The organism is Sneathiella marina, assembly GCF_023746535.1.
Classification (GTDB): Bacteria; Pseudomonadota; Alphaproteobacteria; order Sneathiellales; family Sneathiellaceae; genus Sneathiella; species Sneathiella marina.
Window position 1 is genome coordinate 3,350,490 of the sequence record NZ_CP098747.1, and the last position, 24,434, is coordinate 3,374,923.

Below are 24,434 nucleotides of genomic sequence, written 5' to 3' on the forward strand. Positions count from 1 at the left end.
TTTATGGTGCATCCAACTCAAAGGCACTATGCAGGGTTCTGACAGCAAGTTCGGTATATTCTTCTGCAAGCAATACACTTACCTTGATTTCAGACGTCGATATCACTTGAATATTAATGCCTTTCTCGGCCAATGCTGCGAACATCGTCTGTGCAACACCCGCATGGCTTCGCATACCCATCCCAACTATAGACACTTTAACAACATTTGGATCGGGGACAATGGCCTTACAGTTCACATCTTCTTTCAGTTTGTCGAGCACATCCATCGCACGATCGATGTCCATACGGCCAACCGTGAAGGTCATATCCGTTGCCTTGCCATCTTCCGATACATTCTGAACTATCATGTCCACATTTACATGAGCGTCTGCAAGAGCGCCGAAAACAAGGGCTGCAACACCTGGCTTATCCGCCACCTGCTGTAAAGTTACCTTGGCTTCGTCACGCGTATAGGTGACACCGCTAACCACTTGATGTTCCAAAATATCGTCCTCATCTACTACCATTGTTCCTGGCAGATCTTCAAAACTCGACAGTACCTGTAGTTTTACACGATGCTTCATTGCCATTTCGACAGATCGCGTCTGCAGGACCTTCGCACCGAGAGAGGCAAGCTCGAGCATCTCCTCATAGGTAATTTTATCAAGTTTCGCTGCTTTTGTCGCGATCCTTGGGTCGGCCGTATATATTCCATCCACATCTGTATAGATATCACAGCGATCAGCCTTCAAGGCTGCGGCAAGCGCGACAGCCGATGTGTCAGACCCGCCACGCCCCAGCGTCGTTATCCGGTTGTCTTCGCCAATCCCTTGAAAGCCAGCGCAGACCGCCACTTGGTTGTCCGCAAACCGTTTGATGATTTCTTCGCATTGAATATCTTCAATGCGAGCAGCCCCATGAATTGAATTGGTAAGAACCGGAACCTGCCATCCTAGCCAGGAACGTGCAGAAACCCCTAATCCCTGCAATGCCAAAGATAAAAGTCCGATGGTCACCTGTTCGCCGCTGGAAACGACAACATCATACTCACGAGCATCATGTATCGATGACACATCGGATACAAGATCAATCAGGCGATTTGTATCACCCGACATTGCAGATACGACAACAGCAACATCATTCCCAGCGTCAACTTCGCGTTTCACTTTTTGGGCAACATTCTTAATCCGCTCGACTGTGCCGACAGATGTTCCGCCAAACTTCATTACCAGCCGCGCCATGGCCGTCTACCCTTCCCCTTACCATCACGGCAAAGGCATAAAAATTCGTCTAAAAAACTTAACCGTACACTTCGGTTCCAAAGGAGCGTATACATATACTTATCAGGGCTTGCGGGGCAAGCTTTGCAGCAATTTTATTGCATATTACTTGGCTTTTTCGATCATTCTTCAAAATGAGGTATCTATGAGCGGCCCGTCACAAGCAAAATCAGTAGATCCGGCAGAGATTGCAAATTTTTCGGCGATGGCCGATGAATGGTGGGATGAAACGGGTAAATTTAAGCCGCTTCACAAATTCAATCCGATTCGGATTGGATATGTCCGGGATCAGATTATCGATCATTTCGGACTGAAAACTGGCAACACAATAACGAAACTCAAACCTTTCAAAGGCCTGCGAATTCTGGACATCGGTTGCGGTGGTGGATTGCTTTCTGAGCCTATGGCACGGCTAGGTGCCGATATGGTAAGTGCCGATGCAGCCGAAAAAAACATCCAGATCGCCAGCCTCCATGCGGAAAAAATGGGCCTGGAAATCGATTATCGCCACACAACAGCAGAAAGCCTGGCAGACGCGGGAGAAAAATTCGACGTTGTCCTCAATATGGAGGTAATTGAACATGTTGCTGACGTTGACGGATTTGTCGAAGCCTGCTGCAATCTCCTGTCACCCGGCGGCATAATGTTTGTAGCGACGTTAAACAGGACGCCTAAAAGCTATGCTTTGGCAATCATTGGTGCAGAATATATACTACGCTGGCTACCCAAGGGTACTCATAACTGGAAGAAGTTTCTCAAGCCGTCTGAGGTATCACGCTGTTTGCGCAACGAAGGGCTGTTAGTTAAGGATCTTGCCGGAGCCACGTATAATCCGTTTGAAGATCGGTGGCATTTAAGCAAAGACCTCAGTGTTAATTATCTTTTGACATCGACGAAACCGAAGTAAATCTCTCAATACATAATTGACCAATGTGCCGTTCATGATTTATCTGGACAATATGTTTGTCGAAAGAAACTTGATATGGCCTTGAAAAAATCTCCGTTAGCTCCGCTTTCTTTTCCGGTTTTTCCTGAAGTAAATGGTGTGCGTTTTGCGACCGGTCATACAGGTATGAAATACAAAGACCGAGATGATCTTTTGCTGGTAGAATTGTCTCCCGGAACTACGGTAGCAGGGGTCTTTACTAAAAATGCAATGCCAGGCGCTCCGGTAGACTGGGGTCGCAAGATCTTGCCAAACGGCGTTGCACGTGGACTTGTGGTGAATGCGGGGATTGCAAATGTTTTTACGGGATCTGCTGGAAAAACAACAGTCGAGGAAACGGCTAAAACTGCTGGCAAGTTACTAAATGCCAACAGCAATGAAATATATATAGCATCTACCGGGGTGATCGGCGATCCGGTTCCAACTGAAAAAATTACTGAACTGCTGCCCGAACTTCGAGAAAATCTCTCTGCCGGCAACGGACAGAAAGCCGCGGCGTCCATTCTGACGACGGACACCTTCGCAAAAGGGGCGGTATCAAGCGGCAAAATTCAAGGAAAAGACGTGACCATAACCGGGTTCGCCAAGGGCTCCGGCATGATCGCCCCGGATATGGCGACGATGCTTGCTTTTATTTTCACGGATGCTGCTATTCCGGCTCCAATCCTTCAACAATTATTATTGGAAATCAATGAAAACAGCTTCAACTGTGTAACAGTTGATAGCGACACCTCTACAAGCGATACAGTCTTGTTGTTTGCAACGGGTGCGGCGGAAAACGCGCCTCCTGTAACAGCCGATGACGAAATGTTAAGTGACTTTATACGGGCCCTTTATGATGTTATGTCAGATTTGGCACAGCAAGTGGCCCGAGACGGGGAAGGCGCAAGTAAATTTATCACCATAAAGGTTACAGGAGCGACCTCGGACGCCTCCGCCAAGAAAATCGCCCTGGCTATTGCCAACTCACCTCTCGTCAAAACCGCCATTGCAGGAGAAGATGCAAACTGGGGACGTGTCATAATGGCTGTTGGAAAGTCTGGTGAAAGGGCTGACAGAGATAAAATGCGCCTGATGATTGGTGGCATTCTGATAGCGCAAAATGGCCACCGGTACCCAGACTATAATGAGGAACAACTCACACCTCATATGAAAGGTCGAGAAATTGTCATAAATGTGGATGTCGCGGTTGGAGACGGGTCGGCCTTTGCCTGGACCTGTGATCTTACGCACGGATATATTGACATTAACGCTGATTACCGAAGCTAACCTAAGTAATGACCGACCTTCCCACTTTACTGGTTGTCGCTGTTGCACTTGTTGACGACGACAATCGCGTTCTCATAGCTCAACGCCCCAAGGGTAAAAGCATGGCCGGTTTATGGGAATTTCCCGGCGGAAAAGTCGAGCCTGGAGAAACTCCTGAATTCGCGTTGATCCGCGAGTTAAAGGAAGAGCTGGCTATCGATGTGACAGAAGCCTGCCTGGCTCCCTTCACCTTTGCCAGCCACAGTTATGATAAATTTCACCTGCTCATGCCCCTTTTTGTCTGCCGGCGCTGGCATGGAACACCCAGACCGACAGAAGGCCAAACGTTAAAATGGGTGCGTGCGGTCCGGCTTAGTGATTACGAAATGCCGCCAGCAGATGTACCTCTGGTCGCCATGTTGAGAGATTTGCTCTAGTTTTCCCATCTGCCAGACTTGCGACTTTCCATACGCTAATTTAACCTATTGGATGTAGACATAAGGCTTATTTTCTATGTGGTGGGGTATTATCCGATGGTCACACTATTGGTTATATTAGGGATATTTGTTGCAGTAATCATGTATGTTATTGCAACATATAACAAATTTGTAAGCCTGCGTGAGCGCGTAAAAGAAGCCTGGAGTGGCATAGATGTACAGATGAAACGTCGATATGACCTCATCCCAAATCTAGTAGAAACTGTCAAAGGTTACGCGAAACATGAAGCCGAAACCTTCGAAACGGTTACCCGAGCCAGAAGTGAGGCTATGGCCAACCAGGGCACGCCGGAACAGCAGGCCGCGAGTGAAAATTTTCTAAACGGAGCCCTAAAGTCGTTATTTGCCTTATCGGAAGATTATCCCGAGTTAAAAGCAAACGAAAATTTCATCGGATTGCAGGAGGATTTGTCGGAAATCGAAGATAATATTCAATCGGCAAGACGTTACTATAACGGCGTTGTTCGAGATAATAATACGAAAGTGGATCAATTCCCCAGCAACTTAATCGCCCGCTGGTTCGCTTTCATCAAAGCAGAGTTTTTCGAACTTTCCGAAGACGAAGATGCTGCACGTCATCCTGTAAAAGTCAGTTTCGACTGACCTTAATTTGCCTGAATATCAGTTCGAATATATCACCATGAATATGGACATCACTCAAAAGGTAAGGCGAAACCGCGTCAAAAAGCAGATCTTCAGCTTATTCGTAATTTTTTCCGGCTTGTGGCTGTTGGGCAGCAATCCCGCCTACGCCCGTGAGGTTATTCAAAATTTCGAAAGCGATATCTGGGTACATTCTGATTCTACCCTGACTGTCCGTGAAGCCATTACAGTTTATGCAGAAGGACGTCAGATAAAGCGCGGCATATATCGGGATTTCCCAACTAACTATAAAGACCGTTATGGCAATTCAGTCCGGGTGGGTTTTACGGTCGAAAAGGTCATGCGTGACGGCACTGAGGAACCTTTTCATACCGTCCAGCAAGGTAACGGCATTCGTGTCTATATCGGTGACAAGAATGTTCAAATCCCCAAAGGCAAACATAAGTATGTCCTGAAATATAAAACCAGTCGGCAGATTGGATTCTTCGAGAATTTTGATGAGCTCTATTATAACATAACCGGCAATGGGTGGGCTTTCGAAATAGAAAGGGCCAGTGGTCGAATACATCTTCCCTCTGGTGCCGAAGTTCTAAAGGCGAGCGCTTACACCGGATACCAAGGAGAAGCCGGCAGCAACTATTCCCGGCGGAATTATACAGATGGGGTCGCCTTTCACACCACTCAGCCCCTGGCGCCACAACAGGGTTTGACAATTGCCGTTTCATGGCCTGTCGGCTTCGTTGAAAAACCAACAGAAGTAGAGCAGGCGACTTTTTTCTTGAAAGACAATGCTGTCCTGTTCACCGGAATAGTCGGTGTTCTCGTTCTTTTTCTCTATTACATATTTGTCTGGTTTCGTGTTGGTAAAGATCCGGCGCCGGGCACAATAATTCCCCTGTTCGAACCGCCTTCCGGCTATTCACCTGCAGCCACACGCTACATAATGCGCTCTGGTTTTGATAATAAGGTCTTTGCCGCAGCCATCGTTAGTATGGCTGTGAAAGGCTACCTGGAAATAGAGGAGGATGACAAGGGAGTATATACGTTAATCAAGGCAGATTACCGGCAAAAACTGTCCCCTGGCGAGAAATCAGTGGCACGCTCCTTGTTTCCAAACAGACGCCTGAGCATAAAATTGAAACAAGGCAATCACCGGACGCTGCAAAGCGCTAAAAGCGGCTTGAAATCCTGGTTACGGACAGAGTTTGAAACCATCTATTTTAAGAATAATACGGCGTATTTCGTCCCCGGAGTTGCTATTTCTGCTGTTGTTTTTGGCGCGATGATTGCGACTTCACGCGATCCCGCCCCCATGGCGTTTATCGCCCTGTGGCTGAGTATCTGGACGATCGCAATCTACTTTCTTCTCCGAAGGAGCTGGCGCGCATGGCAGGCGGTTCTGGCGGGCGGAGGCACAAAAACCCTGATCGCAGCGATCGTGTCTTCTGTTTTTGCCATACCATTTGTCGTTGGGGAATTTGTAGGTTTATCAATTTTTGTCGGTATTTCTTCTCCATTCGCAGCTGCTTTATTTGCTGTGCTTCAACTGATAAATATTTCATTCTATCACTTGCTGAAAGCACCGACACAGCTTGGCCGCAAGATGATGGACAAATTTGCCGGTTTCTCAGAATTTTTATCTGTAGCGGAAAAAGACCGAATGAATTTTGCGAATCCGCCAGAAAGAACACCTGAATTGTTTGAAAAGTTTTTACCCTATGCGTTGGCATTAGGTGTAGAGCAGGCCTGGAGCGAACAATTTTCGGATAAACTTCAGATATCCGCGGAAGGGCCCTGGAGCAGAGAATATAAACCGAATTGGTATCGAGGGCGCCACTTCAATACCGGAAATCTTACTGGATTTTCCTCTTCTTTATCCAACGGATTTACCTCCGCGATTTCTTCTGCTTCCACCTCGCCTGGTAGTTCCAGTGGGTCGTCTGGAGGAGGGTCATCCGGCGGTGGCGGTGGCGGAGGAGGCGGTGGCGGCTGGTAAAATTCGACCGAAGTCTCTATCAGCACCGCGTTCAGAACTGTAAATTGAAGGCTGGCAAGCGGATTTTCTCCTCATCCACTTGCCAGCCAAGAAACCTATTTCCCCCAAAAACTTGCTTTGAGAACAAATGGTGAGAAAGGTACCAGCTAACTCATATTTGTTAGGCCTACTATTCAAGACTAACAATTTTTGTTTCTGTGGCAAGAAAAATAGCTGCCAACTGTGGTTACAATTTTCAATCCGCAGCGCGCAATTCGTCGAAGGTCTTTTTTATCAAAGCTCGCGTTTCTTCGTACATATCCAGCGACTGATCCAGGAATTTTTGACTTGGTTTTATAATTGTCCGGCGTTTGTCTGACGGATCTTTTTCAAGAAGGACCGCACCGTCCTCCACCATCTGTTTTAACGTCTTTTGCAAGCTAGATCGCGCCAATCCAGTAAGGGAAGCCATCGTCTCGATATCGATCTCACGACGTGTCATGCGGCGCGTACCGAGCGCTGCGCCAACGAGATACCTATTCTTTGAAGCGCCTTTGTCCCGGCGCCCCTGAATTAAGCGAATACTTCTCCAGAATTTGTTTAGAATTTGAAATTCAACGACCGACATTTCACGATCAGACAGTATTTCTTCAATCGTACGCATAACCCAACCAAGTATGAATGAGACGGCTTAAACAAGAATACGTTATTATCGTATAAAACCAGACGACGTGGCAATCACATTTTCGCAATAAATGATCTTTTAGCGTGTATTAATAACATTAAATTCTATATTTTGTGACAGACCGCTTATTCTCCAAGCGTTTCAGTCAATCGCACTACACCGCTTCCTCGTTTAGAGGGTTGTTGCTGGCTTTCATGAGGTGACCATCCGGTCATATAGACAATTTGGAAGGTCGCAGGAATATGTCCATCTTCATCTTCGAAATATTGATGATATAATTCAGCTGCTCGCAATAAAACTTTACGTCCTGTCAAAGATTTCTTGCGACTTAGCAATGAATTTGTTTCTCCCATACCGCGCAGCTCCTTCATTAACGAAAAAGCATCTTTATATTTCAATGTTATTGTATCAATGTCCGTCACCGGTAAAGCAAACCCAGAACGTTGCAAGAGAGAACCGGCGTCACGCACTTCCGTGAAAGGCGAGATTCGCGGACTGACACCTCCGGATAATTCCGATTCGGCCTCGGCAAGGCAAATTTTTAACTCCTGCAGGCTATCAACACCGAATAAGGCACCTAGAAACAATCCATTTGGTTTGATAACTCTCGCAATCTGGGCCAAGGCACCAGGCAAGTCATTTGTCCAATGCAATGACAGAACACTACCGACGAGATCGAAGGAATGAGGGGCGAAGGGTAAAAATTCTTCATCGGCGACAACAGAGATTGATTCCGCCTGTTCAATCATATCATAACTTAAATCGGCACTAACTACCTGTGCTGTCGGTTTAACAGCGTGCAGTTGAGCGCCAAAAGAGCCACCACGACAGCCCAAATCTAACGCAAGATCAAATTGCTCGGTGATGTCAAGTAAGCGCTCCGCCAGTCGTTTAGCGACTTCATCAAACAAAAACCGATGTTTCGGCCAGTCGATAAGAGCGGCACGATCTCTATGGAGGCGAACCGAATGACGATCAAAAAGAAGATTTTCAGTACTTATTAAATTTGGCTTTTTCATTGGATCGTTATGACATTTCTCCCGGATCAGAACAATCTCGCAATTGATAACCCGTAAAATTGGTTTTTATATCATTTTGTTTCTATTATAAAGATAATTATGGGTCTACTGGTGCGTAAAAAATTAGATACTGTTTTCAAACATATCCTTGATGCTGTATTTCCGGCGAGCTGCCTGAAATGCTCAGAACCAATCAATACCCCTGGTAATTTATGTGCAAAATGCTGGCCGACAATAACCTTCTTATCGAAACCCTGTTGCGCAATCTGCGGCTACCCTTTTGAATTTGACGGCGGTCAGGACTTACAATGCGGAAATTGCCTCCGAACGCCACCGCCCTTTCACCAAGCCAGATCCGTATTGAAATATGATGCGCATAGTCGCGATATGATACTTGGTTTCAAACACGCCGACCAGACAGACCGAGGTCCTCCATTTGCAACATGGATGTATAGGGCTGCACCGGAACTTGTGGATCATTGCAACTTTATTTGCCCCGTCCCTCTACACCCATTTCGTTTGATAAAACGCCGCTTCAATCAATCAGCCCTGCTCGCCAACGAACTTTCCAAACTATCGAGCAGGCCGACAATACCTGATTTATTGAACCGGATAAGGCATACAAAGTCACAAGGTGCACTGAGTGCCATGGCGCGGCATAAAAACGTTAGCGGAGCTTTTCGAGTGACATCGCGGCATACATCGATAGTTAGGAATGCCCGCATTTTGCTGGTTGATGATGTATATACGACAGGAGCAACAGTTGAAGCCTGTAGTAACAGTTTGTTGACGGCAGGCGCTCAGCAAGTTGATGTCTTGACCTTTTGCCGGGTTGTTCGGACGACTAACCTCGCTATATAATGCAGGGCGGCGCAATACCAATTTATGAATAGAGTTACCGGTTATGAAAAATATAGAAATATATACAACGATGTTTTGCCCTTTCTGTTCGCGAGCCAAAAAGCTACTGAAGCAAAAAGGCGTCACTTATAAGGAAATTGATGTGACGGTTTCCGGCGACCTGCGGCAGGAAATGACGAAGCGGGCTGGCGGTTCCTACACTGTTCCTCAAGTCTTTGTCGACGGTGAGCATATCGGTGATTGCAATTACCTCTATATGTTGGAAGGTGCCGGAAAACTCGATCCAATTTTGGGTAAATCCTAAGGGAACGGCCGGAGAGAAATATGCCCGCATTTAAAGCAGCATGCATTCAAATCACTTCAAAAACGGATGTTCACGAGAATTTGAAGACAGCGACGGAACTTATCCGTGAAGCCGCTGCGGAAGGCGCCAACTTTATTGGCACACCTGAAGTGACCAACATGCTGGAACCGCACAAGGCGGCCGCCCGGGAAAAAGCGCAATTACAGAATGATGATGTAACGCTTGCTAGCTTTCGGCAACTGGCTGATGAGCTGGATACCTGGATCCTGGCGGGGTCATTGGTCATAAAAAAACCGAATGAAGATCGTCTGGCAAACCGTTCCTTTCTCATTCGACCGGATGGTTCGATCGCTGCTCAGTATGACAAGATTCACATGTTTGATGTGGAACTGGATACGGGGGAATCGCATAAGGAAAGCCGGGCTTATGCACCGGGAGACAAAGCGGTTATTGCACAAACACCATGGGGCCAAATTGGGCTTTCTGTCTGCTACGATGTGCGGTTTGCTCATTTATATCAGGCGTTAGCTCAAGCTGGCGCCGGTATTTTTACCATTCCGGCGGCATTTACGCATACCACAGGCCTTGCACATTGGGAGATTCTTCTCCGGGCAAGGGCAATCGAGAATGGCGCTTATGTCATTGCGCCAGCTCAGTGTGGGCAAAATTCTGAAAAAAGAAGAACCTATGGGCATTCCATGATTATTAATCCATGGGGCGAAAAAATAGCAGAAATGGGCGAAGAAACCGGCTTTATCACGGCAGATATCGATACAGATCAGATAAAACGAAGACGTCAGCAAATTCCCAATCTAAAGAACAATCGCGACTTCACGTTTGAACCTGCCATTTATGATGCAACAGCAGCTGAATAGGCCTGCCTAGGGTTTTTTAATGGCTGCAATCGATTGCCGCATCGCGGGCTTTGGACCTTTTATTGCACCATGGAAATATTCCAGAATGTCAAAATTCTGTCGGCATAAATTATTTAGCTCCTCCGGCGCCAGCAGGAAATCCGGATTGCGCGGTCGCCCATATTTTTCGTTCCCTTGCGCAAAGGTATCATAAAGCAGCACGCCGCCTGGCGCTAAACAATCAATAATATCCTGAAAAAGCGGCCGCCATAAATAATTGACGACAATAACACCGGAAAAAATCTGTGTGGAAAACGGCCATGGCTGCCGCTCCAGATCCGCTTCGATTATCGAGATGTCCACCGGAATCTGAGTTGCATTTATCGCTGCTACATCTCTATCAGTAGCAAAGACGTCATGGCCGAGTTCATGCATAAAGAAGCTATGGCGGCCATTACCACAGGCAACATCTAGTATGGGGTGCTCTTTTGGGAAAAGAGAGCTATATTTCCGAACCCACGGAGAAACATGTTTCATGCATCACTCAATTATAAACTACACCGCACTTGTGTTTGCCGCGGAAACAATTATTTTTAATTCATGAGCATCAAAAGACAAAGCAAAATTCTAAATGATTAAATACGACCTACAATGTGACAACGCCCATATTTTTGAAGCATGGTTCAAGAATAGCGCAACATATGATGCTCAAGTAAGTGCAAACGCTCTGGTCTGCGCTGTTTGCGGTACTACAGGTATAACCAAAGCACCTATGGCTCCCTCCGTTCCCAAGAAAAACTCCCTGTCCAAAAGTGACCGTGCGGCCATAGCGGAAAAAGAGACAAAACAGGCCGCAGCTATGATGATGGCCATGCGGGAAGTCCGGAATACTGTCGAAAAGAACTTTGACAATGTCGGCGATCAATTTGCTGAAGAAGCCCGCAAGATTCATTATGGCGAAACGGAAACACGCGGCATTTATGGGCAAGCCACAGCAGAAGAAAGCAGTGAGCTAAAAGAAGAAGGGGTGGAAATAAGCGAAATACCTTGGGTTCCCAACACTGACAATTAAAAAAGGGCTCGAAAATCCGAGCCCTTTGATATTGGTTTTGAGGCGTTAGTTAGTCTTTTTTGTCGGCGCCTTCAGATCCTGATTTCTCTTCAGTTTCCGACTTTTCCTCCATTTTCTCATCTTCCTTTGGTGTCAGAAGAATGATTGATGCAGCAGCTTTCAACTCATCGATCATTGTTGTCACCATAGAGTTCGTTTTCTGCCCCCGGATTTCTTCCTGTTTTTCCTCAAACGCGGGCGGCTGTGTCTGGCGTTTGTCTTCAACTTTTATAACATGATAGCCGAACTTTGTTTTTACAGGCATTTTCGTATGCTCGCCGGCTGGCAGATCAAACGCCGCCGTTGCGAATTCCGGCACCATCCGGTCTTTCGTAAAATAACCCAAATCTCCACCATTCGGACCAGAAGGGCCAGTCGAATACTCTTTTGCGAGTTCGACAAAATCGCCGCCCTCATCCAATAGCTTAATGATATCATTGGCCTCTTGTTCGGTTTTTAACAAGATGTGGCGTGCCTGCACTTCATCATCGGGCTTAAATTCAGCAGCAAATTTGTCATATTCAGCACGGATCACCTCATCTGTGACCATCTCGTCAATTTTTTCTTTCAAATAGTATTCTTGCAGCAGCTGATCACGAACTGTATTCAAACGTTCCTGAAATTCCGCCTTTTCACCAAAATTCTCTTTTTGCGCTGCTTGCCCGATTACTGCCATGCTGACCAGCTGATCCAGCAATTGCTGTTCCACAAATTCTTTTGGTGCCTGACGATATTGAGCCGGAAGTGTTTCATATAGTGCTGTCACATCCGCATCCGTAATTTCCGCCCCATTGACGGTCGCCAATACTTTTCCGTCACTCGCCCCCTCATTTTTCATTGCTGCAGACGTGTTTGAAGACATTCCTGATTCGACAGCAGCAACAATATCATTCATTGATCCGCCTTTAGCGTTAGTGCCGACATAATAGCCAATGAGTAAGGATAAAATTGCAACAACTGCAAAAGCGAGGAAGTGAACTGATTTCATTGTATCTGGATCCCAATTTGTTGATCGCGTCTCTAGAAGTTAAGTGCCATTTTCCAGAGACAACGGAATTCCAGCGAATATAGTCGTAATTAACGCGAGAACAACCTTTGTTAAAATATTGTAGTTGATTTTCACTTTTTCGCCCCAAAAACTCCACCTTTATGCCATCTCTTGTTTCGATAGATTGACATAACAGCGGTTGCCCCTTATCTGTCTCCTTAGATATATCGGCATTTTTTAACCTAATTGCAGATGCTTTAATGAAAAATCGCGCACCTCAGGTGCATGATTGTTTGATGTCACAACCCTTGACTGGAGTATAGTCAGATATGTTCGGTTCCTTTGCCAAGAAGTTATTCGGGTCTCCGAATGACCGGGCACTTAAGCTTGTTCGAACCAAAGTAGACGAAATAAATTCACTGGAAGAGATAGTTAAACCTCTTAGTGACACCGAGCTTATGGCTAAAACAGCTGAGTTTCGCCAGCAAATAACTGCGGGGCGATCGTTAGAAGATTTACTGCCAGAAGCTTTTGCCTGTGTAAGAGAAGCGGCCGTACGTGCCCTGGGTGAACGGCATTACGATGTACAGCTTCTAGGCGGCATCGTACTTCATCAAGGTAAAATAACGGAAATGAAAACCGGTGAAGGTAAAACATTGGTTTCGACGTTACCGGTCTATTTGAACGCGCTCGAAAGTAAAGGCGCACATGTCGTTACAGTGAATGATTATCTGGCTCGGCGCGACTCAGAATGGATGGGTCGGGTTTTCGCCAAACTGGGGATGACTGTTGGATGTGTCATTCACGGTCTTGACGATAACGAACGCCGTGCGGCTTATGCTGCCGATATTACCTATGGTACCAATAACGAATTTGGTTTTGATTATCTTCGTGACAATATGAAGTTCGAAAAATCCGCCATGGTTCAACGGGGGTTCAATTTCGCAATTGTTGATGAAGTTGACAGTATCCTTATCGATGAGGCCCGGACACCTTTGATTATTTCTGGACCTGCGGAAGATTCGTCTGAACTTTATCGGGCGATGGATAGTCTTGTCCCGCAGATTGGCGAAGAGGATTTCGAAAAAGACGAGAAATCAAAAACCGTCAATTTTTCTGAAATAGGCACGGAACGGATGGAAAAAATCCTGGACGATGCTGAATTGCTCAAAGGCAGCAATCTGTATGACAGCGAAAATATTTCAGTCGTACATCACGCGAACCAGGCTTTGCGGGCACACAAGCTTTTCGAAAAAGATAAAGACTATATCGTTAAAGACGATAAAGTTGTTATCATTGACGAATTTACCGGACGAATGATGGACGGTCGCCGGTTTTCGGAGGGGTTGCATCAGGCATTGGAAGCTAAGGAACGTGTGACAATTCAACCGGAAAACCAAACTCTCGCGTCCATAACGTTTCAGAATTATTTCCGTCTCTATAACAAACTTGCAGGCATGACAGGGACCGCGGCCACGGAAGCAGAGGAATTTCATGAAATCTATGGCCTGGAAGTTCTCGAAATACCGACCAATGTCGGGGTTGCCCGTATAGATGCCGATGATGAAGTTTACCGAACAGCAGAAGAAAAATACTCTGCCATCATTGATACCGTTGAAGAATGTGTAGAGCGTGGACAGCCGGTTCTTGTTGGAACGGTCTCAATTGAAAAATCCGAGATGCTGTCATCCATGCTGGAAAAAAAGAAGATCTCCCACAAAGTTCTGAATGCCCGTTATCATGAACAAGAAGCGGAAATAATCGGACAAGCCGGCCAGATAGGCGCGGTCACAATTGCAACGAACATGGCGGGCCGGGGAACAGATATTAAACTGGGCGGAAATGAAGATATGTTAATCGCCGCCCGTATCACTGGCGAAACCGTCGAAGCTAAAATTGCCGAGATCACACAGAAGATTAAAGACGAGATCAGCGAGCAACGATCCAGGGTTCTGCAAGCAGGTGGTTTGTTTGTTATCGGAACAGAGCGTCACGAATCCCGGCGGATTGATAACCAGCTCCGGGGACGGTCCGGCCGCCAGGGTGATCCCGGGACATCTCACTTCTTCTTGTCCCTCCAAGATGATTTAATGCGTATCTTCGGGTCTGAGCGGATGGACGGTATGCTTCGGAAGCTCGGCTTGGAAGATGGTGAAGCCATCGTCCACCCATGGATCAATAAAGCGCTTGAAAAAGCCCAGCAAAAAGTTGAAGCCCGTAACTACGACATTCGTAAGAATCTTCTGAAATTTGATGACGTCATGAATGATCAGCGGAAGGTCATCTATGAGCAACGTATTGAATTGATGGATACTCAAGACGTATCCGAAACCGTAACGACCATGCGTGATGAAGTCGTCGATGACCTTGTTGATACACATATTCCGCCGAAGGCCTATCCGGAACAATGGGATACAGACGGGTTGAAGGAAGCTGTTGCGAAAACTCTTGCTCTTGACCTGCCCGTCGACGAATGGGCAAAAGAAGAAGGGATCGCAGATGAGGAAATTCGAGACCGTTTGAAAGACGCCGCGAACCGTAGAATGGCGGAGAAAGCTGCTAATTACGGACCTGAAATCATGCGTATGGTTGAGAAAAGTATCTTACTGCAAATTCTCGACCAGGCTTGGAAAGAGCATTTATTGCAGCTGGATCAGCTACGTCAGGGCGTATCCCTGCGTGCATATGCACAGAAAGATCCCTTAAATGAATATAAAACAGAAGCGTTCAACATGTTCCAGACCATGTTGGATACATTACGGGAGACAGTGACAACTTATTTGTCCTTCGTCCAACTCCAAAATCCGGCCGAACAACTCCAGCGGAGTGAGCCGGATGAAAGCGAAATGCAGGTGACCCATATTGATCCTGTTACGGGCGAAAATGAATTTGAAGCCGCTGAACTGGAACTGGATAGTGAAAATCCGGAAACTTGGGGTAAGGTCAGACGAAATGAACCCTGCCCTTGCGGATCCGGCAAAAAGTTCAAACAATGTCATGGACAGGTTTGATCTTAGGTATTTTTGTTAACTGTTAAGGGTATTTGATGATTTCTTTCCTGAAAGGCCTGATGTCCGATGGCGGCGATCAGCAAAAACCATCCAATTCAGATGAGGAGCATATCGCCACGGCTGCGCTCCTGATTGAGGCTGCCCTTTCTGATGATGATTTTAAAGAAGTGGAAAGACGCGCTATCTTGGATGTTCTTGAGCGGCATTACAAGATATCTGAAAGCGAAGCGACTGAGCTTCTACATGATGCTGAAAAAGCTCAGGCCGAGGCTGGGCAGCTTTTTTACTTCACGCGGACAGTCAAAGAAAGCTTTCCCATTGAGACCCGTGTTCAAATGATAGAGATGTTGTGGGAAATAGCGTATGCAGACGGTGTCCTCAGCAAATTTGAAGCCAATCTTGTCCGACGCGTAGCCGGGTTGATCTATGTCAGTGATCGAGAGCGGGGGGATGCCCGCAAACGTGTCCTGGCGCGTCTGGGTATCGATCCGGACTGATAATTTTCACTGCTTTTTATTTTTGTCTTGTTTTTCGCTGCCTTTAACGATAATCCGTTAAGGAGTTCTTGTAATACTGACTATTCGAATAAGCTGGAGAAAAAAATGACCTACGTCGTGACCGAAAATTGCATTAAGTGCAAATACATGGACTGCGTGGAAGTCTGCCCGGTTGATTGTTTCTACGAAGGCGAAAATATGCTGGTCATTCATCCGGATGAATGTATCGATTGCGGCGTATGTGAACCCGAATGCCCTGCCGAGGCTATCCTTCCTGATACAGAGGACGGTGTCGAAGAAATGCTAGAGGTAAATAAGGAGTTCGCCGATAAATGGCCGAATATTACTCAAAAAGGAGAGCAAGCTCCTGACGCCGAAGACTGGGATGGAAAAGCGGACAAGTTTAAAGAACATTTCAGTCCAAACCCGGGTGAGCAAGGCTAAAAAGCTTGTAAATACCTGATTTATCACGATTTAGGGAACAAGATTAGCATTTTACGAAAAAATGTGATATAGTTCTTTTATTGAATGTAGTCATTTTGAATTGATTAGGGCGCGAAAGGCAGAGTTATGCCTTTTAGGAGCCCTTTTTATGTTGTGACTTTTGTTTTACTGGTGGACAGAGCTATACATGCAGCGCGGATAACGCTGCAGTTTTTTTTGGGCAACCATACCCAAGGCTCTCACCAAGGTTTATGAGAAGGATTTTTATGACTAAGGAATTGGAATTCGCACCTCTGGATCACGTCGTGTATCCTACACATGGTGTCGGACAAGTCACTAGTATTGAGGAGCAAGAAATTTCCGGCATGGCATTGACCCTCTATGTTGTCGATTTTTCTCATGAGAAAATGACGCTTCGCGTTCCGATCAAGCAAGCTAAAAATGTCGGGATGCGTGCCTTATCATCTCCAAAGAAAATGAAGAATGCTCTGGAAACGCTTAAAGGACGCGCCCGTATAAAACGGACTATGTGGAGCCGTCGGGCACAAGAATATGAAGCAAAGATAAATTCTGGCGACCCGATCCAGATTGCGGAAGTTGTTCGCGATCTGCATAGAAACGAAGATCAACCGGATCAATCCTATAGTGAACGGCAAATCTATGAAGCTGCACTCGTACGTCTCTCGCGAGAACTGGCTGTTGTCGAACAAATTGAAGCAGATGCAGCCGCAGAAAAAGTCCAAAAGGTTCTAAAAGCCGCCTAAGCTTCAAAAACATAGTAACAATAAAAGCCCGGATGAGATTCCGGGTTTTTTTGTCTTAAATTTTACCAATTCACACCTCAAGGGCTTGCACAAATCAAAACGAACCTACATTGTGCGAAACTATGAAACTAAATGCTTACAGAGAGAAATTCGGCTGCCTGGCGCAGGTCGGTAGGGTGTGGGCGGTTTCAAGTATTCATGGTGATCTCGATCGGCTAATAAAACTGCATGATACCCTGGTGACACGCTGGAAGCATGGTGACAGGCTGGTGTATCTTGGGAATTATTTGGGCCGTGGACCGGACATAAAAGGAGTGCTGGACGAATTACTTTCCTTTCGCATTAACCGGCTCTGTCTTGCAGGAATGGCGGCGCAGGATATTATCTTTTTGCGCGGTGCTCAGGAAGAAATGTGGCGAAAGCTTCTCCAAATTCAACTCGCATCCGATCCAAACACCGTTTTTGACTGGATGGCCGAACATGGCATTGGGCGCACGCTAGAGGCTTATGGCGAATCCGAGGAAGAAGTACGAAAATATTTTCGCGAAGGAATACTCGCAACAACAAAATGGACAAACAGACTGCGAGAGAAAATCCAAGAAAACCCGGGTCACAACGATATTCTGGTTGCTCTTCGCCGTGCCGCCTATACGGAGGGTGGTGAGCTTCTTTTTGTCCATGCCGGGATTGATCCTAGCAAAGCCGTTATCGATCAAAATGACACCTTTTGGTGGGGCAGCACTCATTTCGATGCAATCGATAAACCATATTCCGGATTTCATAAAGTTATCCGCGGGTACGATCAGGCTCATCGCGGAATCACAGAGACAGCGCATACCATGACGATCGACGGCGGCTGTGGCTACGGCGGTCCGTTATATTCGGCCTGTTTCAACCTGAAAGGTGGCATAGAAGATCAGGTCTGCATCGATTAAAGAGAGGCACAATCATTTGACCTATGGCGCAAATTTTAGTGATTTATATTCCTGTCCCCGGGCTGGCTTTTCAGTCTCGAATTTCGGATTAAGCAAGAGAAACAATGCTTTCTTATCTTCAACAATCTCTGCCATACCGTCGACCAAGTCCTCCAAATTCTGATTTCCAGCTACTGTTTTTATATCTATAAGCGTCGGTTTAATCCTCTGAGCTTCTGCATACTGCAAGGGACGGAAGCTATTAAAGCTTTCCTGGATTCGCAGTTGCATATCTTTATCCGCACTAAAGGATCGGTATAAAAACCGGGCAACCCGCCCACCACCAAAATCTATGGCTACAGCCGTTATGAATATTTTTTTACCATTCTTCTCCACATAAAACTTGGTCACGGCAGAAGGTGCGCCATTTATCTCCATTTTCAAGATATTCTGAAGCTTGTATTTGGTCAGCCATTCTGATGTCATATAATCCGCCATGCTCAAAGAATGATTTTTCATTTGGCCAAGATCAAACACCATCTGGCTGCCTTTGCCATCAACAGCGAAAACAGCGTTGCTCGAATTAATCAATTGAAAACCTTGTGGCGCATCAAACTTAAACCGTAAAACAGGGTGAACAAATTCGCGACCCTTAATTAACCCCTCTTTCGGATCGTCACCATACAGCATACCGTCAATTTCACTGAAAAACTTGGATTCCCCATAATCCCTATCAATGTTATCAGCGTTTGCCGCTGCCGAACCAGCGGCTCTGGAAACACGATCTTCAGTGTGCGGATGAGAGGCAAAAAAATCGAACTGGCTTTCCTTGCCTTCACTGCCAGCCAATTTTTTTGCATATTCCGATTGTGCCTGCATTCTTTTCAAAAAGTCAGCCATGGCTTCACGGGGATATCCGGCTAATCCCAAATATTTGACACCTAGCTGATCAGCCTCATGTTCCTGGTCTCGAGAATAGCCTGCGATATATAACCCGCCTACTTGCTGCCCCAACTGTTGAACGGCACCACTTCCCGTTAGTATGCCGGCTAAGGCACCCAGCAGGCCTATTCCGGTTGCGCGCGACTGTCTTTCAGCACCATGGCGAGCGGTAACATGCCCAATCTCATGCGCAAGCACACCCGCAACTTCAGCCTCGTTATTTGCCAGAGCCAGTAACCCCCGCGTTATATAAACAAAGCCACCCGGTAGCGCGAAAGCATTTACCACCGGAGTATTGAGGACAGTAAACCGCCATGGCAGAGTTTTCATTTCTGAAACGAAAGCCAGCCGAAGGCCTATATCCAGAACATAATCGTTCAGCCCCTCCTGTATATACTCGCCGCCAAACTGGGCAACAATTTTTGGATGTTGCTCCGCACCAACTTCTCGCTCATTGGTGGGTTCAAAAACGGAAAATAAATTATCCATAAAATCAGCTGATGCCGGTGACGGCATTGATATTGCCGCCAAAAAAGCCGCGGTTAACAATATTGGTTTTCGGCGAGACTTAAATCCGGTCATTTTCAAAAAAAAGATCTCCCACTTAATTCAATTACTCGGGGGCGAGCGTATTTCCAGCTGCTCTGGAAAAGACAATTCCATAAAGGGACCATTATACCATCGTACCGATCCTCTGATACGTACCAATTTATGCACCAAAGCCGACAACTTCCAGCCCTGTGATTCAAAATTACGCTTGTTTATTGACGAAATAGCGGCCGTGAAGTCTGATTTCCAGTTTTCACCGAAATTAATATAAGTCATTTTCGCAGAACTATAGACGCTGTGGACACGTCCTTCCGCGATAACAAAGTCTGCGTACTTGGGTACAACCGTTAACATATTCGCATTTATAGTCTTGAATGTCTGCCACACACCGAAACTCGCCTTTTCCGCGCTCCGCTCTGCCGCAATCAAAGAAAGGCGCAATTGCCTCGGGTATTTCGCTGCACCACTCCACCAGGCAAAACCCTTCTCGATTAAATCCTGTTGGATCCAGTTCCCTGAAATGTCCAAGACCTGACCGTGGTAATCACCATAGCGGTTTACGCTAGACCCTGTCTGTTCGAACAGAGAAAGGTCAAGCGTCACCTGCTTTGTAAGAACACGACTGATTAGCTGGTCCGCCGCCTGTTTGGCGCCTGCAGGATTTTCGGACGGGTCAGGAAACTGAAGTCCATACAGGGAGATTGCCTTCCCGTCCTCCGTTATAAGGCGGCCGTCAATAATGCTGGATATTCTGAAAGTCATAACCTCATTTGCCGCAACAGAGGTTGCCAACCACACAGTCAAACTTGAAACCGCAACCAGGCCATATTTGTTCATTTCCCCTCCTAACACCAAATTGTCGTATATTAGAATCGACAGATCAACCCATAATTCAAATAATACATTTTTTATTGTAATTTAATTTTTTATACATTTTTTCTTGATATTATCAAATATACGCCTTACCTATGAATTATCTTTTTACTAATTCTCAGGTGAATCATGAGTTCTTCGACAGATAATTTTTGCGCTGAAGCAGAATCTGCCAAATTGCGCGGTAAATATGGTCACCTGTCCGGTGGTGCATTATTAGAAGCATTGGTCAGCAACGAACTCAAAGGGCAACTTATGCTGTCCTCTTCCTTTGGTGCGGAATCAGCAATATTACTCGATCTCGTATCTCAGGTAGACACTGCTATTCCTGTCATTTTTCTCGATACGAGGCGTCTGTTCGGGGAAACACTCCGCTATCAGAAATCACTGACAGATCATTTTGGCCTTGAAGATGTTCGGGTTATTCGACCAGACGATGGCGTCTTACAACGCCTTGATCCAGATGACATGCTATTCACCACAGATCCGGACAAATGCTGCAGCTTGCGGAAAGTTCAGCCATTGGATAAGCTACTAAAAAATATGGGTAATTTGGGTTTCAAGGGATGGATCACCGGCCGGAAGAACTTTCAATCTGCAACACGAAACTCACTCCAGTCAATCGAAGCAGATGCTGATTTTATAAAAATAAACCCGCTTTATGACTGGTCATCCGCCGACATAAAACAGGCTTTTATAGCTAAGAATTTACCGCCGCACCCGCTTGTCGCTGATGGTTTCAAATCAATTGGCTGCATGCCATGTACATCACGTGTCGCACCAGGAGGCAGCGATCGCTCTGGGCGATGGGCAGGGCAGGATAAAACAGAATGCGGTATTCATGTGAGTAGAGATTCCGCAGTTTCAAGCATTAATTAATACAGTTTTTTACTGTATTATAAATTTTATTCACATTTTTCTTGAGTTATTTAAAATAATACCTAGATTATGAGGATAGAAAAAAGTTGTCGAAGGATTGCCAAGGCAATCACAACGCAAAGGAGAGAAGAAATGGCATTACAGGTTTACACAGCATCGCTTTTGAAAGAGGGTTTGGTTGCGTATCTTTGTCTTGAAGATGGTCTTCCTTCTTGGACCCCCGAAATTGGACAGGCAACAGCCATGGATGACGGATCTGTGGAATCTCTCAAAATTGCTGCGGAAAAATCAGAGAGAGACAATATCATTGTCGCACCTTATGCCATAGATGTTGTCAATTCTGACGGGGGATGGGTTGCTGCAACCAAGCGCGAACAGATCCGCGCCTCAGGCCCAACGATTGTTTTGCCGCGCGACAACGCAGCAAATGCCTCAGAGCGGGCTGGCCGCAAAGCCGCCTAATTATTTAAGGGTTACCATGTACCAATATTCGGAGCAGGATCATCAACTGCTGCTGGAACGTGTCGAGCAATTTCGCGGACAGGTTCAGCGGCGGCTAAAGGGCCAATTGTCTGAGGATGAGTTTAAGCAACAACGTCTTCGCAATGGGCTTTATCTGCAACTTCACGCCTATATGCTTCGTGTGGCTATTCCATACGGATTGCTGTCCGCCGAGCAAATGCGGACGCTTGCACATATCGCCCGCAAATATGACAAAGGCTATGGTCATTTCAGCACGCGGCAAAATATCCAGTATAACTGGCCGCAACTCGAGGATGTTCCGGATATTCTGGATGATTTAGCGGCTGTTGAAATGCATGCGATCCAGACCAGCGGAAACTGCATTCGAAATACAACATCAGACCCACTGGCTGGCGTTGCCCGGGATGAACTTGAAGATCCCCGCCCCTATTGTGAACTCATCCGTCAATGGTCGACCTTTCATCCGGAGTTCAATTTTCTGCCGCGAAAGTTCAAAATTGCGGTCAGCGGAGCCATTCATGACCGAGCTGCCGTCGCAGTCCATGATATTGGCTTGCGGCTGGTCAACAACGCAGAAAATGAAACTGGCTTCGAGATATATGTAGGAGGCGGCCTTGGCCGTACACCGATGATCGGGAAGCTAATTCGGGATTTTCTACCGAAAGAAGACATGCTGACCTATCTTGAGGCTATCTTACGTGTCTACAATCAGCTCGGCCGCCGCGATAACCTCTATAAGGCAAGAATTAAAATCCTGGTTCATGAAACCGGGGAAGATGAATTCCGTGCGTTGGTGGAAGAAGAGTGGCAGAAGATAAAAGCCACAGGTCTGCATCTACGAGAACAGGATATTGACCGGATCAAAGCTTTTTTTGTTGACCCGGAATATGATGATTTGCCGGATACAGACCGTGAATTTGAAAACCAGATTCTCTCAAATCCCGATTTCGCACGATGGGCCGACAAAAACATCGAGTTGCACAAACAGTCCGGGTACCGCGTTGTCTATTTATCCTTAAAGTCAGCGCATCAGCCGCCAGGCGATGTGACCGCCGATCAAATGGATGCTATCGCTGATTTGGCGGACAAATATAGCCTGAGTCAAATTCGGACCACACACCGTCAGAACCTTGTACTCTCGGACGTGAAGCTGCAAGATCTTCATGCCCTCTGGCTTGAATTGAAAAAGCTAGATCTGGCCACACCGAATTATAATCATATGACGGACATTATCTCATGCCCAGGCTTGGATTTTTGCGCCTTGGCAACAGCACGGTCCATTCCAATTTCTCAGGAAATTACCAATCGCTTTGATGATTATGATTTCGTCAATGATTTGGGCGACCTGAGCATTAATATATCAGGCTGTATCAATGCCTGTGGTCACCATCATGTAGCAAATATCGGTATTCTCGGTGTTAACAAGAAGGGCACGGAAGTTTACCAGCTAACCCTCGGCGGTAGTGCACGCGAAGATGCCTCCATTGGCAAGATCATTGGCCCGGCTTTCGAAGCAGACCAGATTGTCGATGCTGTCAGTGATGTATTGACGGTTTATCTTGATAAGCGTGAAGACCCGGAAGAAACTTTTCTAACCACGTATCGACGGATCGGTCAGCCGCCGTTTAAGGAAAAACTTTATGGGTAACTATATCAAGGACAGAAAACCCGCTGATGATGAATGGATGCCTTTTACAGGGCTGGAAGAAGCAGATTCGCTACCCGCAGGTGACATTTACGTACCGTTGGAGGAATGGGTCGCAGCACGCGGGATGTTGCTTGGCCGCAATAGCCGGCTTGGTGTTTCCCTTAAGAATACCGATGACTTGACTCTGATCAAAGATGATCTGGAAAGGCTGGATCTTATTGTCCTGGAATTTCCTAAAATGGCAGATGGCCGCGCATTCACTCAAGCTCGCCTCCTTCGGGATCGATATGGCTTTAAAGGTGAAATCAGAGCAACAGGTGATGTGCTCCATGACCAATTATTTTATATGCAAAGATGTGGTTTCAACGCCTTTGAGTTGCGCAGTGGTGAAGACCTGACAGGATCCTTGAAAGCCTTCACCGAAATGACCGTGACCTATCAACCCGCAACAGATGAAGAGTTTCCCATTTGGCGACGTGATACCTAACCTATGACACCAACGACTGCTTCGGCAGAAACCTGAAAAGCACCTGGTTCAATTGCTTCCCCGCAGCCAGGTGTTTTTCTTTGTCACAAAAGCGGAGCTATTTGAAATCCTTACTTATATTGGGCCAGTTTGTATCCGCCAGCTTTATGTTGCCCGGAATATCCTGCTCCCATGTACTTTGTACACCCTTTGAATAATTCAAGTATAACTTGCCATCGATAATATTCCAGGCCTCTGGAACCGTAGAGGCTGTGTAACCCTGACTAACAGCCCATGCACAATATCCCCCAAATTGAGGCGCATATTTTTCCGGATCTGACTCAAAAAGTGCCTTATTTTCTGCACTGGAGAATTGCCAGGTTACCCCTTTCCAATTGACCGAGAGATCGTCAGTCCCTTCAACCGGCTTTCCCTCCGTAAAGTAGGCGACAACGTCATACCCCTCAACGGCGGTTCCGAACAAGCTACTGTAGTAGAGGCTTTTGGCGGAAGCGCTGCTCAAAGTTGAAAAAGACATGATGCCGACTAACACGGCAACGAAAAAACTATGAAGGCCAATGCGGGCGGATGTCATGTTTTTCTCCTTATATT

At 46.4% G+C, this 24,434-nt stretch carries 26 protein-coding genes and 1 pseudogene; 19 read left to right on the forward strand and 8 right to left on the reverse strand.

Annotated features, from left to right (window positions below; genetic code table 11):
• Position 1: 1 nt before the first annotated feature.
• Complete coding sequence (locus NBZ79_RS16190; protein ID WP_251933581.1) at positions 2 to 1,222, reverse strand: aspartate kinase; 1,221 nt, start codon at positions 1,220 to 1,222, stop codon at positions 2 to 4.
• A gap of 184 nt (positions 1,223 to 1,406) precedes the next feature.
• On the opposite strand from NBZ79_RS16190, the gene ubiG reads away from it, so the two are divergent.
• The 5 genes from ubiG (at position 1,407) to NBZ79_RS16215 (ending at position 6,551) form a co-directional block, all read left to right on the forward strand.
• The gene (gene ubiG, locus NBZ79_RS16195) at positions 1,407 to 2,168 is read left to right on the forward strand and encodes a bifunctional 2-polyprenyl-6-hydroxyphenol methylase/3-demethylubiquinol 3-O-methyltransferase UbiG (RefSeq protein ID WP_251933582.1); all 762 of its coding nucleotides are present in this window, start codon (positions 1,407 to 1,409) and stop codon (positions 2,166 to 2,168) included.
• Between the two features lie 75 nt (positions 2,169 to 2,243).
• Positions 2,244 to 3,476 (forward strand): bifunctional glutamate N-acetyltransferase/amino-acid acetyltransferase ArgJ, encoded by a 1,233-nt coding sequence (gene argJ / locus NBZ79_RS16200; protein WP_251933583.1) that lies wholly within the window; start codon positions 2,244 to 2,246, stop codon positions 3,474 to 3,476.
• Positions 3,477 to 3,484: 8 nt separating this feature from the next.
• Positions 3,485 to 3,892, forward strand: a complete 408-nt coding sequence (gene mutT / locus NBZ79_RS16205; protein ID WP_251933584.1) for an 8-oxo-dGTP diphosphatase MutT — start codon at positions 3,485 to 3,487, stop codon at positions 3,890 to 3,892.
• A gap of 96 nt (positions 3,893 to 3,988) precedes the next feature.
• Positions 3,989 to 4,555 carry a LemA family protein gene (locus NBZ79_RS16210; RefSeq protein WP_251933585.1) on the forward strand — a complete coding sequence of 189 codons (567 nt, stop codon included), beginning with the start codon at positions 3,989 to 3,991 and terminating at the stop codon, positions 4,553 to 4,555.
• Between the two features lie 37 nt (positions 4,556 to 4,592).
• Positions 4,593 to 6,551: a DUF2207 domain-containing protein gene (locus NBZ79_RS16215; RefSeq protein WP_251933586.1), complete on the forward strand. Its 1,959-nt coding sequence runs from the start codon at positions 4,593 to 4,595 to the stop codon at positions 6,549 to 6,551.
• Positions 6,552 to 6,786: 235 nt separating this feature from the next.
• Here the strand turns inward: NBZ79_RS16215 and NBZ79_RS16220 are convergent, their stop codons facing one another.
• Positions 6,787 to 7,194 carry a helix-turn-helix domain-containing protein gene (locus NBZ79_RS16220; protein ID WP_251933587.1) on the reverse strand — a complete coding sequence of 136 codons (408 nt, stop codon included), beginning with the start codon at positions 7,192 to 7,194 and terminating at the stop codon, positions 6,787 to 6,789.
• 146 nt (positions 7,195 to 7,340) lie between these two features.
• On the reverse strand, positions 7,341 to 8,126 hold the full coding sequence (locus NBZ79_RS16225) for a methyltransferase domain-containing protein (RefSeq protein ID WP_251933588.1): 786 nt from the start codon (positions 8,124 to 8,126) through the stop codon (positions 7,341 to 7,343).
• Between the two features lie 207 nt (positions 8,127 to 8,333).
• Between NBZ79_RS16225 and NBZ79_RS19710 the strand changes: the two are divergent.
• The 4 genes and pseudogenes from NBZ79_RS19710 to NBZ79_RS16240 all read left to right on the forward strand — a co-directional run.
• Positions 8,334 to 8,498: pseudogene (locus tag NBZ79_RS19710) on the forward strand (double zinc ribbon domain-containing protein); the annotation flags it as partial.
• A 384-nt stretch (positions 8,499 to 8,882) separates the two neighbouring features.
• Positions 8,883 to 9,095: a ComF family protein gene (locus NBZ79_RS19610; protein WP_251933589.1), complete on the forward strand. Its 213-nt coding sequence runs from the start codon at positions 8,883 to 8,885 to the stop codon at positions 9,093 to 9,095.
• Between the two features lie 43 nt (positions 9,096 to 9,138).
• The gene (gene grxC / locus NBZ79_RS16235; RefSeq protein WP_251933590.1) at positions 9,139 to 9,399 is read left to right on the forward strand and encodes a glutaredoxin 3; all 261 of its coding nucleotides are present in this window, start codon (positions 9,139 to 9,141) and stop codon (positions 9,397 to 9,399) included.
• A gap of 20 nt (positions 9,400 to 9,419) precedes the next feature.
• Positions 9,420 to 10,274 (forward strand): carbon-nitrogen hydrolase family protein, encoded by an 855-nt coding sequence (locus NBZ79_RS16240; RefSeq protein WP_251933591.1) that lies wholly within the window; start codon positions 9,420 to 9,422, stop codon positions 10,272 to 10,274.
• A 6-nt stretch (positions 10,275 to 10,280) separates the two neighbouring features.
• Here NBZ79_RS16240 and NBZ79_RS16245 read toward each other — a convergent pair whose 3' ends face one another.
• Positions 10,281 to 10,790 carry a class I SAM-dependent methyltransferase gene (locus tag NBZ79_RS16245; protein ID WP_251933592.1) on the reverse strand — a complete coding sequence of 170 codons (510 nt, stop codon included), beginning with the start codon at positions 10,788 to 10,790 and terminating at the stop codon, positions 10,281 to 10,283.
• Positions 10,791 to 10,884: 94 nt separating this feature from the next.
• On the opposite strand from NBZ79_RS16245, the gene NBZ79_RS16250 reads away from it, so the two are divergent.
• A complete protein-coding gene (locus NBZ79_RS16250) occupies positions 10,885 to 11,325 on the forward strand; it encodes a DUF1178 family protein (RefSeq protein WP_251933593.1) in 441 nt (146 codons plus the stop codon).
• A 49-nt stretch (positions 11,326 to 11,374) separates the two neighbouring features.
• On the opposite strand, the gene NBZ79_RS16255 is transcribed toward NBZ79_RS16250, so the two are convergent.
• Positions 11,375 to 12,352 (reverse strand): peptidylprolyl isomerase, encoded by a 978-nt coding sequence (locus NBZ79_RS16255; protein WP_251933594.1) that lies wholly within the window; start codon positions 12,350 to 12,352, stop codon positions 11,375 to 11,377.
• Between the two features lie 329 nt (positions 12,353 to 12,681).
• On the opposite strand from NBZ79_RS16255, the gene secA reads away from it, so the two are divergent.
• The 5 genes from secA to NBZ79_RS16280 all read left to right on the forward strand — a co-directional run bounded on the left by secA (position 12,682) and on the right by NBZ79_RS16280 (position 18,003).
• The gene (gene secA / locus NBZ79_RS16260; RefSeq protein WP_251933595.1) at positions 12,682 to 15,363 is read left to right on the forward strand and encodes a preprotein translocase subunit SecA; all 2,682 of its coding nucleotides are present in this window, start codon (positions 12,682 to 12,684) and stop codon (positions 15,361 to 15,363) included.
• 35 nt (positions 15,364 to 15,398) lie between these two features.
• Positions 15,399 to 15,860 (forward strand): tellurite resistance TerB family protein, encoded by a 462-nt coding sequence (locus NBZ79_RS16265; RefSeq protein WP_251933596.1) that lies wholly within the window; start codon positions 15,399 to 15,401, stop codon positions 15,858 to 15,860.
• 105 nt (positions 15,861 to 15,965) lie between these two features.
• The gene (fdxA, locus tag NBZ79_RS16270; RefSeq protein ID WP_251933597.1) at positions 15,966 to 16,304 is read left to right on the forward strand and encodes a ferredoxin FdxA; all 339 of its coding nucleotides are present in this window, start codon (positions 15,966 to 15,968) and stop codon (positions 16,302 to 16,304) included.
• A 266-nt stretch (positions 16,305 to 16,570) separates the two neighbouring features.
• Positions 16,571 to 17,068 (forward strand): CarD family transcriptional regulator, encoded by a 498-nt coding sequence (locus NBZ79_RS16275; protein ID WP_251933598.1) that lies wholly within the window; start codon positions 16,571 to 16,573, stop codon positions 17,066 to 17,068.
• Positions 17,069 to 17,190: 122 nt separating this feature from the next.
• Positions 17,191 to 18,003, forward strand: coding sequence for a metallophosphoesterase family protein (locus NBZ79_RS16280; protein ID WP_251933599.1), 813 nt, complete (start codon positions 17,191 to 17,193; stop codon positions 18,001 to 18,003).
• Between the two features lie 21 nt (positions 18,004 to 18,024).
• Here the strand turns inward: NBZ79_RS16280 and NBZ79_RS16285 are convergent, their stop codons facing one another.
• Positions 18,025 to 19,506: a M48 family metalloprotease gene (locus NBZ79_RS16285; RefSeq protein ID WP_251933600.1), complete on the reverse strand. Its 1,482-nt coding sequence runs from the start codon at positions 19,504 to 19,506 to the stop codon at positions 18,025 to 18,027.
• 27 nt (positions 19,507 to 19,533) lie between these two features.
• Positions 19,534 to 20,310: a thermonuclease family protein gene (locus NBZ79_RS16290; RefSeq protein ID WP_251933601.1), complete on the reverse strand. Its 777-nt coding sequence runs from the start codon at positions 20,308 to 20,310 to the stop codon at positions 19,534 to 19,536.
• Positions 20,311 to 20,475: 165 nt separating this feature from the next.
• Here NBZ79_RS16290 and NBZ79_RS16295 point away from each other — a divergent pair, with 165 nt between their 5' ends.
• The 4 genes from NBZ79_RS16295 to NBZ79_RS16310 all read left to right on the forward strand — a co-directional run bounded on the left by NBZ79_RS16295 (position 20,476) and on the right by NBZ79_RS16310 (position 23,843).
• Complete coding sequence (locus NBZ79_RS16295) at positions 20,476 to 21,225, forward strand: phosphoadenylyl-sulfate reductase (protein WP_251933602.1); 750 nt, start codon at positions 20,476 to 20,478, stop codon at positions 21,223 to 21,225.
• Between the two features lie 132 nt (positions 21,226 to 21,357).
• Positions 21,358 to 21,687, forward strand: a complete 330-nt coding sequence (locus tag NBZ79_RS16300) for a DUF2849 domain-containing protein (RefSeq protein ID WP_251933603.1) — start codon at positions 21,358 to 21,360, stop codon at positions 21,685 to 21,687.
• A gap of 16 nt (positions 21,688 to 21,703) precedes the next feature.
• On the forward strand, positions 21,704 to 23,356 hold the full coding sequence (locus NBZ79_RS16305) for a nitrite/sulfite reductase (RefSeq protein ID WP_251933604.1): 1,653 nt from the start codon (positions 21,704 to 21,706) through the stop codon (positions 23,354 to 23,356).
• Entirely contained in the window at positions 23,349 to 23,843 is a 495-nt protein-coding gene (locus tag NBZ79_RS16310; protein WP_251933605.1) for a DUF934 domain-containing protein, read from the forward strand. The genes NBZ79_RS16305 and NBZ79_RS16310 overlap by 8 nt, the downstream gene beginning before the upstream one ends.
• Before the next feature lie 97 nt (positions 23,844 to 23,940).
• On the opposite strand, the gene NBZ79_RS16315 is transcribed toward NBZ79_RS16310, so the two are convergent.
• Positions 23,941 to 24,417: a YHS domain-containing (seleno)protein gene (locus tag NBZ79_RS16315; protein WP_251933606.1), complete on the reverse strand. Its 477-nt coding sequence runs from the start codon at positions 24,415 to 24,417 to the stop codon at positions 23,941 to 23,943.
• Positions 24,418 to 24,434: the final 17 nt, after the last annotated feature.